The sequence below is a fragment of the Streptomyces sp. NPDC004284 genome (assembly GCF_042874035.1).
Classification (GTDB): Bacteria; Actinomycetota; Actinomycetes; order Streptomycetales; family Streptomycetaceae; genus Streptomyces.
In genome coordinates, this window is the sequence record NZ_JBIAMJ010000002.1 from 46,825 (window position 1) to 61,192 (window position 14,368).

Consider the following 14,368-nt stretch of genomic DNA (forward strand, 5'->3'; position numbering starts at 1 on the left):
CGGCGCCCCCCCCCCCCCCCGCGGGGGGCGGCCCCCCCCCCCCCCCCCCCGCCCGCGCCGGCGGCCCCGCCCGCCCCCCCCCCCCCCCCCCCCCCCCCCCCCCCCCCCCCCACCACGGCGGGGCGCGGCGCACCGCCCTCGTCACCTCCCCGAAACACGCCGGTGTGAAGCTCGGCCCATGACTGCTGCACGCATCGAGGAGAACCGCTCCCACCCCCGCCTCCCCGACCTGCTCGGCGCCTACCACCTGGCCAACCAGGCCGAGCAGGGGAAGGCCGTGGCGAGCGTCGCCGAGCTCGCGGACGTATACCGCGCGGAGGCCGAGGACCCGGCCGCCGCGTTCGCCGCGGACACCGTTCTGCTCGCGACCCCGCCGGGCGCGGACGAGCCGGCCGGCTGTGTCGTCCTCAAGGCCCCCCGTGAGGGGCGGGCGCCTGAGATCAAGCGGCTCTGGGTGACGCCCGAGGCGCGGCGGAAGGGCCTCGCGCAGGCCCTCATGGCCGAGGCCCTCCGCCGGGCCGGGGCGTCCGGGGCGCCCGTCGTGCGCCTGACCGTGTGGGCCTGGCGGGAGGAGCCGCTCGCGCTCTACCGGAGCCTCGGGTTCGAGAGCGCGGAGTCGTGGGACGACCGTGCGGACCTGCTGTGTCTGGAGAAGCCGCTCGACGTCGTCGAGCGGCTGTCGCCCGAAGCCGTACGGGCGCACGCCGCGGCCGGGCTCGCCGGACTCCTCGTGGACGCCGTGGACGGAGGGGCCTCCGTCGGCTTCCTGGCACCCCTGGAGACCGCCGAGGCGGCCGCGTGGTGGCTCCGTGTCGCCGAGGAGGCCGCGGAGGGCGTACGGGACGTCTGGGCCGCCCGCGGCGCCGACGGGCGGCTCACCGGCGTCGTCACCCTCGTCCGCACCGGCGCGGCCAACGGCCGGCACCGCGGCGAGATCGCCCGGCTCCTCGTCCACCGCTCCGCCCGTGGCCGGGGCCTCGGCTCCCGCCTGCTCGCCACGGTCGAGGCCCACGCCGCCGCCACCGGGCTGCGGCTGCTCGTCCTGGACACCCAGACCGGCAGCCCGGCCGAGCGCCTCTACCGGGGCGCGGGCTGGACCTCCGCCGGGACGATCCCGGACTACGCCGCCGACCCCGGCGGCACGCTCCGCGCCACCACGCTCTACTACAAGCGCCTCGGCTAGGGCACGCGAAAGGGCCCGGGAGGCGATTCGCCTCCCGGGCCCTTCGTACGCCGTCCGCTACGGCAGTTGTGCCGTCCGCGCCTCCCGGCTCTCACGCCGGTTGTCGCGGAAGGTGTTCACCCGGCGGGCCGTCGCGAAGAGGGGGATCACGGCGCCCAGCACGACCTGGAGCGCGCAGCCGGTCTGGAGCAGGATCTGTCCGCCCGGCGCGTCGAACGCCCACGCGGCCAGCATCGCCATCGCTCCGACGATCCAGCTGAGCATGGCCGCCGCGAGGACACCCCGCGGCTTCGGGTACTCCACCCGGCTCACCATCAGCCACGCCGTGCCGATGATCGCGAGCAGGGTCGGGATGAACGGCAGCTCGAGCAGGATGATCGAGACGACCGTCAGCGCTCCGAAGGGGCTCGGCATGCCCTGGAACATGCCGTCCTTCATCGTCACGCAGGAGAAGCGGGCCAGCCGCAGGACGACTGCCAGCAACACCACGATCGCGGCCACGGCCGAGACCTTCTGCTGCGCGTCGTCCGCGACCATGCCGTACACGAGCACGAAGTAGGCCGGGGCCAGACCGAAGCTGATCAGGTCCGACAGGTTGTCGAGCTCGGCACCCATCGGCGAGCTGCGGAGCTTGCGCGCCACGATGCCGTCGAAGAGGTCGAAGATCGCCGCGGCCAGCATCAGGATCACGGCGGTGGCGGCGCTGTTGCGCGCCATGCCGGTCTCGCTGCTGCCGGTGAGGTGCGGGATGAGAATGCCGGTGGTGGTGAAGTACACCGCCATGAAGCCGCACGTGGCGTTACCGAGCGTGAGGGCGTCCGCTATGGACAGCCTCAGCGACAGCGGCATCTCCTCGGCTTCTTCGGCCGCCTCCGCCTCGGCGTCGGCGACCCAGTCGGCGGCTCGTGTGTCGGGATCAATCACGGTCAATGCGAGTCACCCCCGCTGTGGTGGCCTGGCCGACCTCGACGGCGACCTCGACACCCTCGGGGAGGTAGATGTCGACGCGCGAGCCGAAGCGGATCAGACCGATACGGTCACCCTGCTCGACCTTCGTCCCCTGCGGGATGTACGGCACGATCCGCCGGGCGACGGCGCCCGCGATCTGGACCATCTCGATGTCGCCGAGCTCGGTGTCGAAGTGCCAGACAACGCGCTCGTTGTTCTCGCTCTCCTTGTTGAACGCCGGGACGAACCCACCGGGGACGTGCTCCACGGACGTCACCGTGCCGGCCAGCGGCGCGCGGTTGACGTGGACGTTCAGCGGGCTCATGAAGATGGCGACCCGGGTCCGTCCGTCCTTCCACGGCATGATGCTCTGCACCACACCGTCGGCGGGGGAGATGACCCGGCCCTGAGCGATCTCACGCTCGGGGTCGCGGAAGAACCACAGCATGCCGGCCGCGAGCGCGGTGGTCGGCACGGCGATGGCCGCGGCGCGCCTCGACCTGCGGGAGCGCGCGAGGCTGAGTGCCGCGGTGGCGACGGTCGGCAGAAGCCACGGCGATGCTCCGCGAGCGATGCGAGCGCCCTTGAGGCTGTCGCGATGTGCAGAGGTTCGACTGTCGGGCATGGATGACCTTCGTAGCGGATGATGCCGCACTGGCAACGGGGGACGGCGGCTTTCCGGCGATGCTATCGGTTGCGGGGCGCAACTGGGCAAGCCAGGAACCGAGTCGACGGCCGGAAGACGAACACAGGGTGTGATCTTCTTCGCGGCCGAACCGACTCAAAAGCGACAATCAACCCTGGAATCGGTACTCCTCGAGCAGCCGACGACCAATGATCATTTTCTGGATCTCGGCGGTACCTTCACCGATGAGCAGCATCGGGGCCTCGCGGTAGAGGCGCTCGATCTCGTACTCCTTCGAGAACCCGTATCCACCGTGGATGCGGAAGGCATCCTCCACGACCTCCTTGCAGTACTCGGAGGCGAGGTACTTCGCCATCCCTGCTTCGAGGTCGTTTCGTTCCCCGGAGTCCTTTTTGCGTGCTGCATTCACCATCATGGCATGGGCGGCCTCGACCTTGGTAGCCATCTCGGCCAGCTTGAACTGAATCGCCTGGTGCTGGGCGATCGCCTTGCCGAAAGTGTGACGTTGCTGGGCATAAGAGACACCCAGTTCGAAAGCACGCTGCGCGACGCCACAACCACGGGCCGCCACGTTCACGCGGCCGACCTCGACGCCGTCCATCATTTGGTAAAACCCTCGGCCGGTGACCCCGCCGAGCACGCGATTGGCCGGAATGCGCAGTCCGTCCATGATGAGTTCGGTCGTGTCTACGCCCTTGTACCCCATCTTGTCGATCTTGCCGGGAATCGTGAGGCCGGGGCGGACCTCTCCGAAGCCGGCCTCCTTCTCGACGAGGAAGGTCGTCATCGACTTGTGGGGGGCCGTGCCCTCGGGGTGTCCTTCGTCACTTCGGACGAGGACGGCCACCAGCGTCGACGTGCCGCCGTTCGTCAGCCACATCTTCTGGCCGTTGAGGACGTACTCGTCGCCGTCCTTGACCGCCTTCGAGGTGATCGCCGACACGTCCGAGCCGAGGCCCGGCTCCGACATCGAGAAGGCGCCGCGCGTCTCGCCGGCCGCCATCCGCGGAAGGAAGTACTCCTTCTGCTCCTGGGTGCCGTGCTGCTTGAGCATGTACGCCACGATGAAGTGCGTGTTGATGATGCCGGAGACCGACATCCAGCCGCGGGCGATCTCCTCCACGCACAGCGCGTAGGTGAGCAGCGACTCGCCCAGGCCCCCGTACTCCTCGGGGATCATCAGGCCGAAGACGCCGAGCTCCTTGAGCCCGTCGACGATCTGCTGCGGGTACTCGTCGCGGTGCTCCAGCTCCGTCGCGACCGGGATGATCTCCTTGTCGACGAAGTCCCGGACGGTGGCGAGGATCTCCTGCTGGACATCGGTCAGACCGTGGGTCTGGGCGAGTCGCGCCATGACTTACTTCCCCTGTTCCTTCAGCTCGGGACGGCCGGGCTGCTCGCCGCCGCGCTCCTTGATGTACGTCTCGGTGGGGACCATCACCTTGCGGCGGAAGACGCAGACGAGGGTGCCGTCCTGCTTGTAGCCCTTGGTCTCGACGTAGACGATGCCGCGGTCGTTCTTCGACTTCGACGGGGTCTTGTCGAGGACCGTCGTCTCGCCGTAGATCGTGTCGCCGTGGAAGGTCGGCGCCACGTGCCGCAGCGATTCGATCTCCAGGTTGGCGATGGCCTTTCCGGAGACGTCCGGCACGGACATGCCCAGCAGCAGCGAGTAGATGTAGTTGCCGACGACGACGTTCTTGCCGAAGTCCGTCGTGTTCTCGGCGTAATTCACATCCATGTGCAGCGGATGGTGGTTCATCGTGAGCAGACAGAAGAGGTGGTCGTCGTACTCGGTGACCGTCTTTCCGGGCCAGTGCTTGTAGACGGCACCGACTTCGAACTCTTCGTAGGTACGGCCGAACTGCATCGCTCTCAGGCCTCCGGGATCTCGAACTTGCTGGTGCGCTGCATGCCGGCGGCGCGGCCCTTGCCGGAGATGACCAGGGCCATCTTGCGGGAGGCCTCGTCGATCATCTCGTCGCCGAGCATCGCGGAGCCCTTCTTCCCGCCGGCCTCGGACGTGTAGTAGTCGTACGCGTCGAGGATCAGCTCGGCGTGGTCGTAGTCCTCCTGCGAGGGCGAGAAGATCTCGTTCGCGGCGGCGACCTGGTCCGGGTGCAGCACCCACTTGCCGTCGAAGCCCAGGGCGGCGGCGCGCTGCGCGACCGCGCGGTAGCCCTCCTGGTTGCGGATCTGCAGGTAGGGGCCGTCGATCGCCTGGAGGTTGTTGGCGCGGGCCGCCATCAGGATGCTCATCAGGATGTGGTGGTACGCGTCCGCCGGGTAGCCGGGCGGCTGCTCGCCGACGACGAGGGACTTCATGTTGATGGAGGCCATGAAGTCGGCCGGGCCGAAGATGATCGTCTCGACGCGCTGGGAGGCCTGCGCGATCGCGTTGACGTTGGTCAGGCCCTGGGCGTTCTCGATCTGCGCCTCGATGCCGATCTTGCCGACCTCGAAGCCCATCGTCTTCTCGATCTGCGTCAGCAGCAGGTCGAGGGCGACGATCTGCTGGGCGTCCTGGACCTTCGGCAGCATGATGCAGTCGAGGTTCTGGCCGGCGCCCTCGACGACCGTGACGACGTCGCGGTAGGTCCAGTGGGTCGTCCAGTCGTTGACGCGGACCACGCGGGTCTTGCCGGTCCAGTCGCCCTCGTTCAGGAACTTCACGATGGTGTGCCGGGCCTCGGGCTTGGCCAGCGGGGCGCACGCGTCCTCCAGGTCCAGGAAGACCTGGTCGGCCGCGAGGCCCTGGGCCTTCTCCAGGAAGCGCGGGTTGGAGCCGGGCACCGCCAGGCAGGAGCGGCGGGGGCGGAGCCGGTTCACAGGGCTGGTCATGCGAGGACCTCCGTACTTTCAAGGGGGCTGAGCTTGTTCGCTGTCCGGATCTCGTCGACGATACGGCCGATGATCTCCGTGATACCGAAGTCCTTCGGTGTGAAGACGGCGGCGACACCCGCGCGCTTCAGTTCTGCGGCGTCGGCGTTCGGGATGATTCCGCCGACGATGACGGGAATGTCCGGGGCGCTCGCCTCACGGAGGCGGTCGAGCACGTCCGGGACCAGCGCGGAATGCGAGCCGGAGAGGATCGACAGTCCCACGCAGTGCACATCCTCCGCCAGGGCGGCGTCGACGATCTGCTCGGGGGTCAGCCGGATGCCCTGGTAGACCACCTCGAAACCGGCGTCACGCGCGCGCACGGCGATCTGCTCGGCCCCGTTGGAGTGCCCGTCCAGGCCCGGCTTGCCGACCAGCAGGCGCAGCCGGCCGACGTTCATCTCCTCGGCGGTCCGCGCCACCTTCTCGCGGACGAGCGCGAGCGGCGTGCCCGCCTCGGCCGTCACGGCGACCGGGGCGGAGGAGACGCCCGTCGGGGCGCGGAACTCGCCGAACACCTCGCGCAGGGCCCCGGCCCACTCGCCGGTGGTGACACCGGCGCGGGCGCACTCCAGGGTGGCCTCCATGAGGTTCTCCGTGCCCCGGGCGGCCTCCTTGAGGCGCTCCAGGGCCTGCTGGGTGGTGGGGAAGACGAACGGGTCGCCGTTGCCCTGCCGGTCGGTGGACTCCTGCCGCTCGGCGCGCCAGCGGCCGACGGCGTCGACCACCCGGGCCTCGACCGCCGGGTCCACCGTCATGATCGCGGTGTCCAGGTCGGCGGTGAGGGGGTTCTCCTCGGTCGACTGGAAGATGTTGACGCCGACGATCTTGTCCTCGCCGGCCTCGATCCGGGCGCGCCGCTCGGCGTGCGAGGAGACCAGCTGCGACTTGAGGTAGCCGGACTCGACGGCGGCCATCGCGCCGCCCATCTCCTGGATCCGGTCGATCTCGGCCAGGCACTCCCCGACGAGGGCGTCCACCTTGGCCTCGATGACGTGCGAGCCGGCGAAGATGTCCTCGTACTCCAGCAGGTCGGACTCGTGGGCGAGCACCTGCTGGATGCGGAGCGACCACTGCTGGTCCCAGGGCCGGGGGAGGCCGAGGGCCTCGTTCCAGGCGGGGAGCTGCACGGCACGCGCGCGTGCGTCCTTGGAGAGGGTGACGGCCAGCATCTCCAGGACGATCCGCTGGACGTTGTTCTCCGGCTGCGCCTCGGTCAGGCCGAGCGAGTTGACCTGGACGCCGTAGCGGAACCGGCGCTGCTTGGCGTTCTCGATGCCGTACCGCTCCAGCGTGATCTTGTCCCAGATGCGGCCGAAGGCGCGCATCTTGCACATCTCCTCGATGAAGCGGACGCCCGCGTTCACGAAGAAGGAGATGCGGGCGACGACCTCGCCGAACCGCTCCTCGGGGACCTGCCCCGAGTCGCGGACCGAGTCGAGGACGGCGATCGCGGTGGCCATCGCGTACGAGATCTCCTGGACCGGCGTGGCCCCGGCCTCCTGCAGGTGGTAGCTGCAGATGTTGATCGGGTTCCACTTGGGGATGTGGTTGACCGTGTACGCGATCATGTCCGTCGTGAGGCGGAGCGAGGGGCCGGGCGGGAAGACGTGCGTCCCGCGCGACAGGTACTCCTTCACGATGTCGTTCTGGGTGGTGCCCTGGAGCTGGGTGATGTCCGCACCCTGCTCCTCGGCGGCCACCTGGTAGAGCGCCAGCAGCCACATGGCGGTGGCGTTGATGGTCATCGAGGTGTTCATCTGCTCCAGGGGGATGTCCTGGAACAGCCGGCGCATGTCACCGAGGTGCGAGACGGGGACGCCGACCCGGCCGACCTCGCCGCGGGCGAGGATGTGGTCGGGGTCGTACCCGGTCTGCGTCGGCAGGTCGAACGCGACCGAGAGGCCGGTCTGACCCTTGGCGAGGTTGCGCCGGTACAGCTCGTTGGACGCCTCGGCGGTCGAGTGACCGGCGTACGTCCGCATGAGCCACGGCCGGTCCTTCTGGCGCTCAGTCATCTTCGGGACCTCAGACGTTCCGGAAGCGGTTGATGGCGTCGATGTGCTGGGCCCGGAGCTCCGGGTCGCTGACGCCCAGGCCCTCCTGCGGCGCGAGCGCGAGGACGCCGACCTTGCCCTGGTGCAGGTTGCGGTGGACGTCGTAGGCGGCCTGGCCGGTCTCCTCCAGGGAGTAGACCTTCGACAGGGTGGGGTGGATCTTGCCCTTGGCGATCAGGCGGTTGGCCTCCCAGGCCTCGCGGTAGTTGGCGAAGTGCGAGCCGACGATCCGCTTCAGCGACATCCACAGGTAGCGGTTGTCGTACTGGTGCATGTAGCCCGAGGTCGAGGCGCAGGTGGTGATGGTGCCGCCCTTGCGGGTGACGTACACGGAGGCGCCGAAGGTCTCGCGGCCCGGGTGCTCGAAGACGATGTCGATGTCCTCGCCGCCGGTCAGCTCGCGGATCTTGGAGCCGAAGCGCTTCCACTCGCGCGGGTCCTGGGTGTTCTCGTCCTTCCAGAACTTGTAGCCCTCGGCGTTGCGGTCGATGACCGCGTCGGCGCCCATGGCCCGGCAGATGTCGGCCTTCTCCGGGGAGGAGACGACACAGATCGGGTTGGCGCCGCCGGCCAGGGCGAACTGCGTGGCGTACGAGCCGAGCCCGCCGCTCGCGCCCCAGATGAGGACGTTGTCGCCCTGCTTCATGCCGGCGCCGTTGCGGGAGACCAGCTGGCGGTAGGCGGTGGAGTTGACGAGGCCGGGCGCCGCCGCCTCCTCCCAGCTGAGGTGCTTCGGCTTCGGCATCAGCTGGTTCGACTTGACGAGCGCGATCTCCGCGAGGCCGCCGAAGTTGGTCTCGAAGCCCCAGATGCGCTGCTCGGGGTCGAGCATCGTGTCGTTGTGGCCGTCGGACGACTCCAGCTCGACCGACAGGCAGTGCGCGACGACCTCGTCGCCCGGGGTCCAGGCGTTGACGCCCGGGCCGGTGCGGAGCACGACGCCCGCGAGGTCGGAGCCGATGACGTGGTACGGCAGGTCGTGGCGCTTGGTCAGCTCGGAGAGCCGGCCGTAGCGCTCCAGGAAGCCGAAGGTCGAGACGGGCTCGAAGATCGAGGTCCAGACCGAGTTGTAGTTCACGGAGCTGGCCATGACGGCGACCAGGGCCTCGCCCGGTCCGAGCTCGGGGAGCGCGACCTCGTCCAGGTGGAGCGACTTGCGCGGGTCCTTGTCGCGGCTGGCGAGCCCGGCGAACATCTCCTGCTCGTCCTTGTGGACGGTGACGGCACGGTACGACTCGGGGAGCGGGATGTTCGCGAAGTCGGCGGACGTGGCGTCCTGCGACTGGATCGCGGCCAGGATTTCCTTCACGGGTTGCCTCCGGCGGTGAGCGTCCTGAGGGAGGGACGCCTGAGGGTTACGGCGGGGGGTGCTGCTGTGGAGGTGTGCCGTCGGTTCGGCTGGGTGGTGCGGTGGCGGCGCTGTGGTGGAGCGCGAGGGTGCCTGTGACGCAGGCGTCCGGGCGCACGGGCCGTTGGCCGGTGGGGACAGCCGGCGAACGAGGTGATCTCTGCTCGCCGGCCGCCCGGACGAGATCAACGTATGGCACGCCGTGTCACCTGACAAGGCACTGCGTGCCAACAATTTCTCTCAGATGCGATCTGGTCGTCTCGGATGAGCGATGATCGATCGAAATGGCCCGTGAGCTGCGGGAACGCAAAGAGGGCCGCCCCCGGAAATCCGGGGACGGCCCTCCTCGCCGAGCGGTGTCAGGCCCCCTTGAGGGCCTGCTGGATGGTCCTCATGACCTCTTCGAGCGGAGCGTCCGTACGCGCCACGGCGACCACGACGTCGCCCGTCGTGGACGCGGTCGCGGCGGCCGGCTCCGGGGCCGGTTCGGCCGGTGCGGCGGCGGTGCTCCCGGCGGGCGCCGGGCGGGCGCCTATGCCCGAGCCGAAGGTCTCCCGGACGATCGCGAAGGCGTGGTCGAGCTGGGCCTCCACGTCGCCCTGGCCGCCCGCGCGCAGCCAGCGGCGCAGCACGTGGTTGTGGGCGGTGACGACCGCGGAGGCGGCCACCTCGGCGAGCAGCGGGTCGTCGTTGCCGTCGTGGTGGTCCCGCTCGTCGAAGTGCCCGAGGAGATAGCGGGTGAAGAGCCGCTCGTAGCGGGCCACCGAGGCGATCTCCCGCTCCCGCAGGGTCGGCACCTCACGGGTGAGCCGGTAGCGCTCCACGGAGACCGCGGGGGACCCCGCGTACATCTTCATGACTTCCTTGATGCCCCGGCACACCGTGTCGAGCGGGTGCTCGTGCGGCGGGGCGGCGTTGAGCACCGCCTCCGCCCGGACGAGCGTGTCGTCGTGGTCCGGGAAGATCGCCTCTTCCTTGGACCGGAAGTGCCGGAAGAACGTCCGCCGCGCGACCCCGGCCGTGGCCGCGATCTCGTCGACGGTCGTCGCCTCGTACCCCTTGGTCGCGAAGAGCTCCATCGCGGCGGCGGCCAGCTCCCGGCGCATCTTGAGCCGCTGAGCGGCGGCACGGGTGCCCGCCGCGCTCTCCGGAGCGTCGGACGGGGACGTGGCACGGGGTGTCTTCGCGGCCTTGGGCATGGTCCGAACGTACTGCATCGGAGTGGGAGTGTGCCCAGGTGGGGGCGGCGAGGCCCCCGGGGCGCCGAGGGCGCCCGGGGGACTCAGCAGACCGCCCCAGCCGGCGGTGCGGGGCTCAGCGTCGGGCATATTCGCGGAAGCCGCGACCCGTCTTGCGGCCCAGGCAGCCCGCCGCCACCAGGTGCTCCAGGAGCGGGGCGGGGGCGAGGCCCGGGTCGCGGAACTCCCGGTGCAGCACCTGCTCGATCGCGAGCGAGACGTCCAGGCCGACCACGTCGAGCAGCTCGAACGGGCCCATCGGGTAGCCGCCGCCCAGCTTCATGGCCGCGTCGATGTCGTCCAGGGTCGCGTAGTGCTCCTGGACCATCTTGATCGCGTTGTTCAGGTACGGGAAGAGCAGCGCGTTCACGATGAAGCCGGCGCGGTCGCCGCAGTCCACCGGGTGCTTCCTGATCTTCGCGGTGACCTCGCGGACGGTGGCGTGGACGTCGTCCCCGGTCAGGACCGTGCGGACGATCTCGACCAGCTTCATCGCCGGCGCCGGGTTGAAGAAGTGCATCCCGATGACGTCCTGCGGGCGCGTGGTGGCGCGGGCGCAGGCGATGACCGGCAGCGAGGAGGTCGTGGTGGCGAGCACCGCGCCCGGCTTGCAGATCTTGTCGAGCCGTCCGAACAGCTCCTGCTTGACCGCGAGGTCCTCGGCGACCGCCTCGACTGCCAGGTCGACCTCGGCGAAGGCGTCGAGCGAGCCCGCCGGGGTGATCAGGGCGAGCGTCTCGTCGCGGGCCTCGCCCGTCATCCGGCCCTTGTCGACCGAGCGGCCCAGGGACTTGGCGATCCGGGCCTTCGCGGCGTCCGCCTTCTCCTGGGAGCGGGCGGCGAGCACGACCGCGTACCCGGCCTTGGCGAAGACCTCGGCGATGCCGGAGGCCATGGTGCCCGAGCCGGCGACGCCGACCGAGCGGACCTCGCGGCCGCCGCCGGCCTCGGCGGAGGCGAGCGGGGTCAGCGCGTCGCGCACGACCTCGCCGGAGCCCGGCGCCTCGTACGTGTAGAAGCCGCGGCCCGCCTTGCGGCCGGTCAGACCGGCCTCGCTGAGCTGCTTGAGGATCGGGGCGGGGGCGTGCAGCCGGTCGTGCGAGGCGGCGTACATGGCCTCCAGGACCGTACGGGCCGTGTCGACGCCGATCAGGTCGAGCAGCGCCAGCGGGCCCATCGGCAGGCCGCAGCCCAGCTTCATCGCCGCGTCGATGTCCTCGCGGGAGGCGTACTTGGCCTCGTACATGGCGGCGGCCTGGTTCAGGTAGCCGAAGAGCAGCCCGTCCGCGATGAAGCCGGCCCGGTCGCCGACCGCCACCGGCTCCTTGCCGAGGTCCTGGGCGAGCCGGGTGACGGCGTCCACGGCCCGCGGGTCGGTCAGCACGGAGGAGACCACCTCGACCAGCTTCATGGCCTGGACCGGGTTGAAGAAGTGCAGACCGAGGACCCGCTCGGGGTGCGCCGAGTCGGCGGCGAGCCGGGTCACGGAGAGCGCGTTGGTGCCGGTGGCCAGGATCGCGTCGGGCCGGACGATCCCGTCGAGGGCCCGGAAGACCTCCTGCTTCGCCTCGTACGACTCGGGGACGACCTCGATCACGAGGTCGGCCTCGGCCGCCGCCTGGAGGTCGGAGAAGGTACGGAAGCGGGCCAGGACGTCCTGCCGCTCCTCCTCGGTGATCCGCTCGCGGGCCACCGCACGGGCGGTGGAGGCCTCCAGGGCGGCGACGGCCTGGGCGGCGGCGGTGTCGCTGATGTCGATGCCGATGACCTCGCGGCCGGCCCGGGCGAGGACATCGGCGATGCCCGTGCCCATGGTGCCGAGACCGACGACGGCGATGGTGGAGAGAGGGGTGTCCATCAGGGGACTCCTGGGAGGAAGAGTGACGACTGAAGGCAGTGCGCGCACGAAAGGGGCGCGGGAAAGAGCGAGGGCGGCGCCCGGAAAAGAGAGCGGTGCCCTGGGAAAAGGTGCGACGGACTCTGTCCCGGAGCCACGTCGAAACTGCCGAACCGACAAGCGAACACAACGGCTGCGTCACCAGGCCGTTGTGGGAAGTGCGGGTGGTGCCCGCTCACCTGAGACTAACCGGCCGGTAACGAGCGCGCCAGTCCCGACGAGTTGGGAAAGTGTGATCTGGATCGCGGATAGTCTCGGATTCATGGAAATCTCCGAGGATCCCGAATTCTGCTCGATGATCGATCGATTGCGGGACGAGATCGAGAATGACACCGGAGAAGTCCCGGCGGCATTCGAGGAACTCGCCGCGACGGAGGATCCGGAGGAACTGCACCGCGTCCTCACCGCGCCCGGACGGCCGCTCTGGGCCCGGGAGATCGCCGCCTACGCCCTCGGCGTCGCCGGCGACCCCCGCGCCTTCGAGGCCCTCGTCCTCCTCCTCAACCACCGCGACCCGGAGCGCTGCGTCACCGCCGCCCACGCCCTGACCCGGCTCGGCGACCCGCGCACCGCGCGCGCCGCCGCCGCCCTCGCCACCAACGAACTCCGGGTCGCCTACGCCCTGCTCCCGGTCCGGCTGCTCGCCGAACTCCGCGCCCCGGAATCCGTCCCGGCCCTGATCACCGTCCTGGAACGGCGACTTCGCCCCGACGACCCCCACTGGCGCGTCGGCCTCGCCTGCGTCGAAGGCCTCGGCACCCTCGGCGACGCCCGGGCCCGGGAGGCCCTGGAGGCCGCGCTCCCACATCCCCGGCTGAGCCGCGCGGCCGTGGAGTCACTCGCGCGGCTCGGCTCCGGCGGCTGACGGCACCGGGACCAGCGTCACGACCGCCGTGACGACGGCCGGGAGCGCCGCGAGCGCGAAGCACAGCGGCAGCGCCAGCCGCCCCACCAGGAGGCCGGCGCCGGCCGTCGCCGCCGTCGTGCCCGCGTTGAACGCCGTGTTGACCCAGGCGCCGGCCCGGGTGCGTCGCTCCTCCCCGACCGACTCGTCGGCCAGCAGATAGGCGCTGGTGATCGCCGGCGCCACGAAGAGACCGCCGAGCGCCATCCAGCCGGTCATCGCGTACGGATGCGGGGAGAGCCCCGCCGACGCCAGGACCGCACCGAGCCCGAGCGCCAGCGCCGACAGGCGCACGCCGGTGGGCACCCGCCACGGCACGGCGCCGTACACGAGCCCGCCGACCGCGCTGCCCGCCGAGAGGGCCGCCGCCGCCCACGGCACCATCCCGGGGCTCTGGTGGGCGTCGGCGAACGCGATCACGAGCAGCTCGACGGCGCCCAGGCACATGCCGACCCCGGCCGCCACGGCCGCCGCCCGCAGCACCCCGGCCCCGGGGGCGCCCCACCGTCCCACGGCCCGCTCCGGCGTCCCGGGCTCCCGCTCCCCGGTCCCGCCCCGCACCACCGGCGAGGTGACGAATGCCAGCGTGCCGGTCAGGACGAGCCCGGCGCTCACCGCGAGCCCGGCCGGCGCCGACGCGTACCGCACGAGCAGACCCACCAGCAACGGGCCCGTGACGAAGAGGAGTTCCTCCGCCACCGTGTCCAGGCTGTACGCGCGCCGCAGGAGGTCCCGGTCGGTCAGCATCCCGCTCCACAGCGCCCGCGACACCGGGCCGAGCGGCGGAGTCAGGGCCCCCGCGCCGGAGGCCAGGACCACCAGCGCGAGCGCCGGGGTCGCGGGCCGGGCCGTCGCCACCGAGAGCGCGACGAGCAGCAGCGCGTACGCGGTGGCGAGCGGCACCAGGGCGCGGCGCGGCCCGAACCGGTCGACGAGGGCGGCCCGCGCGGGCGACAGCAGGACACCGGTCAGCCCGAACGCGGCCATGACCGTGCCGGCCGCGGCGTACGAGCCGGTGGTCCCCTTCACGGAGAGGATCAGGGAGAGCGGGGCGGTGCCGTAGGACAACCGCCCCAGGAGAGCCGCCCCGAAGGTGCGGCGGGCGTACGGGGTCCGCAGCACCGCCGCGTAGGTGGGCGCGGGGGAGTGGACAGGGGAGATCACGGACATGACGGAGTTCCTCGGAAGGGGCGTCGGGCAGCGGCCTGCGGCGCCTGGGCGTGCGGGGTCGGCTGGGGACCGCGCCCGGCTGGGCACGGTCGTCGGA

At 70.9% G+C, this 14,368-nt stretch carries 12 protein-coding genes; 2 read left to right on the forward strand and 10 right to left on the reverse strand.

Going from position 1 to position 14,368, the window contains the following annotated elements:
- The first annotated feature begins 178 nt into the window (after positions 1-178).
- Positions 179-1,183: a GNAT family N-acetyltransferase gene (locus ACFYUS_RS05315; protein WP_388846124.1), complete on the forward strand. Its 1,005-nt coding sequence runs from the start codon at positions 179-181 to the stop codon at positions 1,181-1,183.
- A gap of 57 nt (positions 1,184-1,240) precedes the next feature.
- Here ACFYUS_RS05315 and pssA read toward each other — a convergent pair whose 3' ends face one another.
- From pssA to ACFYUS_RS05360, 9 genes are all read right to left on the reverse strand, one after another.
- Positions 1,241-2,107 (reverse strand): CDP-diacylglycerol--serine O-phosphatidyltransferase, encoded by an 867-nt coding sequence (pssA, locus tag ACFYUS_RS05320; RefSeq protein WP_388847711.1) that lies wholly within the window; start codon positions 2,105-2,107, stop codon positions 1,241-1,243.
- On the reverse strand, positions 2,100-2,756 hold the full coding sequence (locus tag ACFYUS_RS05325; protein ID WP_388846126.1) for a phosphatidylserine decarboxylase: 657 nt from the start codon (positions 2,754-2,756) through the stop codon (positions 2,100-2,102). Before ACFYUS_RS05325 ends, pssA begins: the two co-directional genes overlap by 8 nt.
- Before the next feature lie 169 nt (positions 2,757-2,925).
- On the reverse strand, positions 2,926-4,131 hold the full coding sequence (locus ACFYUS_RS05330; RefSeq protein WP_388846128.1) for an acyl-CoA dehydrogenase family protein: 1,206 nt from the start codon (positions 4,129-4,131) through the stop codon (positions 2,926-2,928).
- Between the two features lie 3 nt (positions 4,132-4,134).
- Positions 4,135-4,647 carry a MaoC family dehydratase gene (locus tag ACFYUS_RS05335; protein ID WP_015656728.1) on the reverse strand — a complete coding sequence of 171 codons (513 nt, stop codon included), beginning with the start codon at positions 4,645-4,647 and terminating at the stop codon, positions 4,135-4,137.
- Between the two features lie 5 nt (positions 4,648-4,652).
- Entirely contained in the window at positions 4,653-5,618 is a 966-nt protein-coding gene (locus ACFYUS_RS05340) for a CoA ester lyase (protein ID WP_351845217.1), read from the reverse strand.
- On the reverse strand, positions 5,615-7,675 hold the full coding sequence (locus ACFYUS_RS05345; protein WP_388846131.1) for a protein meaA: 2,061 nt from the start codon (positions 7,673-7,675) through the stop codon (positions 5,615-5,617). The genes ACFYUS_RS05340 and ACFYUS_RS05345 overlap by 4 nt, the downstream gene beginning before the upstream one ends.
- A gap of 10 nt (positions 7,676-7,685) precedes the next feature.
- The gene (gene ccrA / locus ACFYUS_RS05350) at positions 7,686-9,023 is read right to left on the reverse strand and encodes a crotonyl-CoA carboxylase/reductase (protein ID WP_388846133.1); all 1,338 of its coding nucleotides are present in this window, start codon (positions 9,021-9,023) and stop codon (positions 7,686-7,688) included.
- A 398-nt stretch (positions 9,024-9,421) separates the two neighbouring features.
- Positions 9,422-10,279, reverse strand: coding sequence for a TetR family transcriptional regulator (locus ACFYUS_RS05355; RefSeq protein ID WP_388846135.1), 858 nt, complete (start codon positions 10,277-10,279; stop codon positions 9,422-9,424).
- 97 nt (positions 10,280-10,376) lie between these two features.
- The gene (locus tag ACFYUS_RS05360; protein WP_388846137.1) at positions 10,377-12,158 is read right to left on the reverse strand and encodes a 3-hydroxyacyl-CoA dehydrogenase family protein; all 1,782 of its coding nucleotides are present in this window, start codon (positions 12,156-12,158) and stop codon (positions 10,377-10,379) included.
- Positions 12,159-12,459: 301 nt separating this feature from the next.
- Here ACFYUS_RS05360 and ACFYUS_RS05365 point away from each other — a divergent pair, with 301 nt between their 5' ends.
- Positions 12,460-13,062, forward strand: coding sequence for a HEAT repeat domain-containing protein (locus tag ACFYUS_RS05365; RefSeq protein ID WP_388846139.1), 603 nt, complete (start codon positions 12,460-12,462; stop codon positions 13,060-13,062).
- On the opposite strand, the gene ACFYUS_RS05370 is transcribed toward ACFYUS_RS05365, so the two are convergent.
- Entirely contained in the window at positions 13,033-14,271 is a 1,239-nt protein-coding gene (locus tag ACFYUS_RS05370) for an MFS transporter (RefSeq protein ID WP_388846141.1), read from the reverse strand. The two genes, ACFYUS_RS05365 and ACFYUS_RS05370, sit on opposite strands and share 30 nt — an antisense overlap.
- Positions 14,272-14,368: the final 97 nt, after the last annotated feature.

Coding starts and splice junctions, on each gene's coding strand:
- ACFYUS_RS05335 (WP_015656728.1), bottom strand. CDS start 4,647: ATGCAGTTCGGCCGTACCTACGAAGAGTTCGAAGTCGGTGCCGTCTAC.
- ACFYUS_RS05325 (WP_388846126.1), bottom strand. CDS start 2,756: ATGCCCGACAGTCGAACCTCTGCACATCGCGACAGCCTCAAGGGCGCT.
- ACFYUS_RS05315 (WP_388846124.1), top strand. CDS start 179: ATGACTGCTGCACGCATCGAGGAGAACCGCTCCCACCCCCGCCTCCCC.
- ACFYUS_RS05365 (WP_388846139.1), top strand. CDS start 12,460: ATGGAAATCTCCGAGGATCCCGAATTCTGCTCGATGATCGATCGATTG.
- ACFYUS_RS05345 (WP_388846131.1), bottom strand. CDS start 7,675: ATGACTGAGCGCCAGAAGGACCGGCCGTGGCTCATGCGGACGTACGCC.
- ACFYUS_RS05330 (WP_388846128.1), bottom strand. CDS start 4,131: ATGGCGCGACTCGCCCAGACCCACGGTCTGACCGATGTCCAGCAGGAG.
- ACFYUS_RS05360 (WP_388846137.1), bottom strand. CDS start 12,158: ATGGACACCCCTCTCTCCACCATCGCCGTCGTCGGTCTCGGCACCATG.
- ACFYUS_RS05370 (WP_388846141.1), bottom strand. CDS start 14,271: ATGTCCGTGATCTCCCCTGTCCACTCCCCCGCGCCCACCTACGCGGCG.
- ACFYUS_RS05340 (WP_351845217.1), bottom strand. CDS start 5,618: ATGACCAGCCCTGTGAACCGGCTCCGCCCCCGCCGCTCCTGCCTGGCG.
- ACFYUS_RS05355 (WP_388846135.1), bottom strand. CDS start 10,279: ATGCAGTACGTTCGGACCATGCCCAAGGCCGCGAAGACACCCCGTGCC.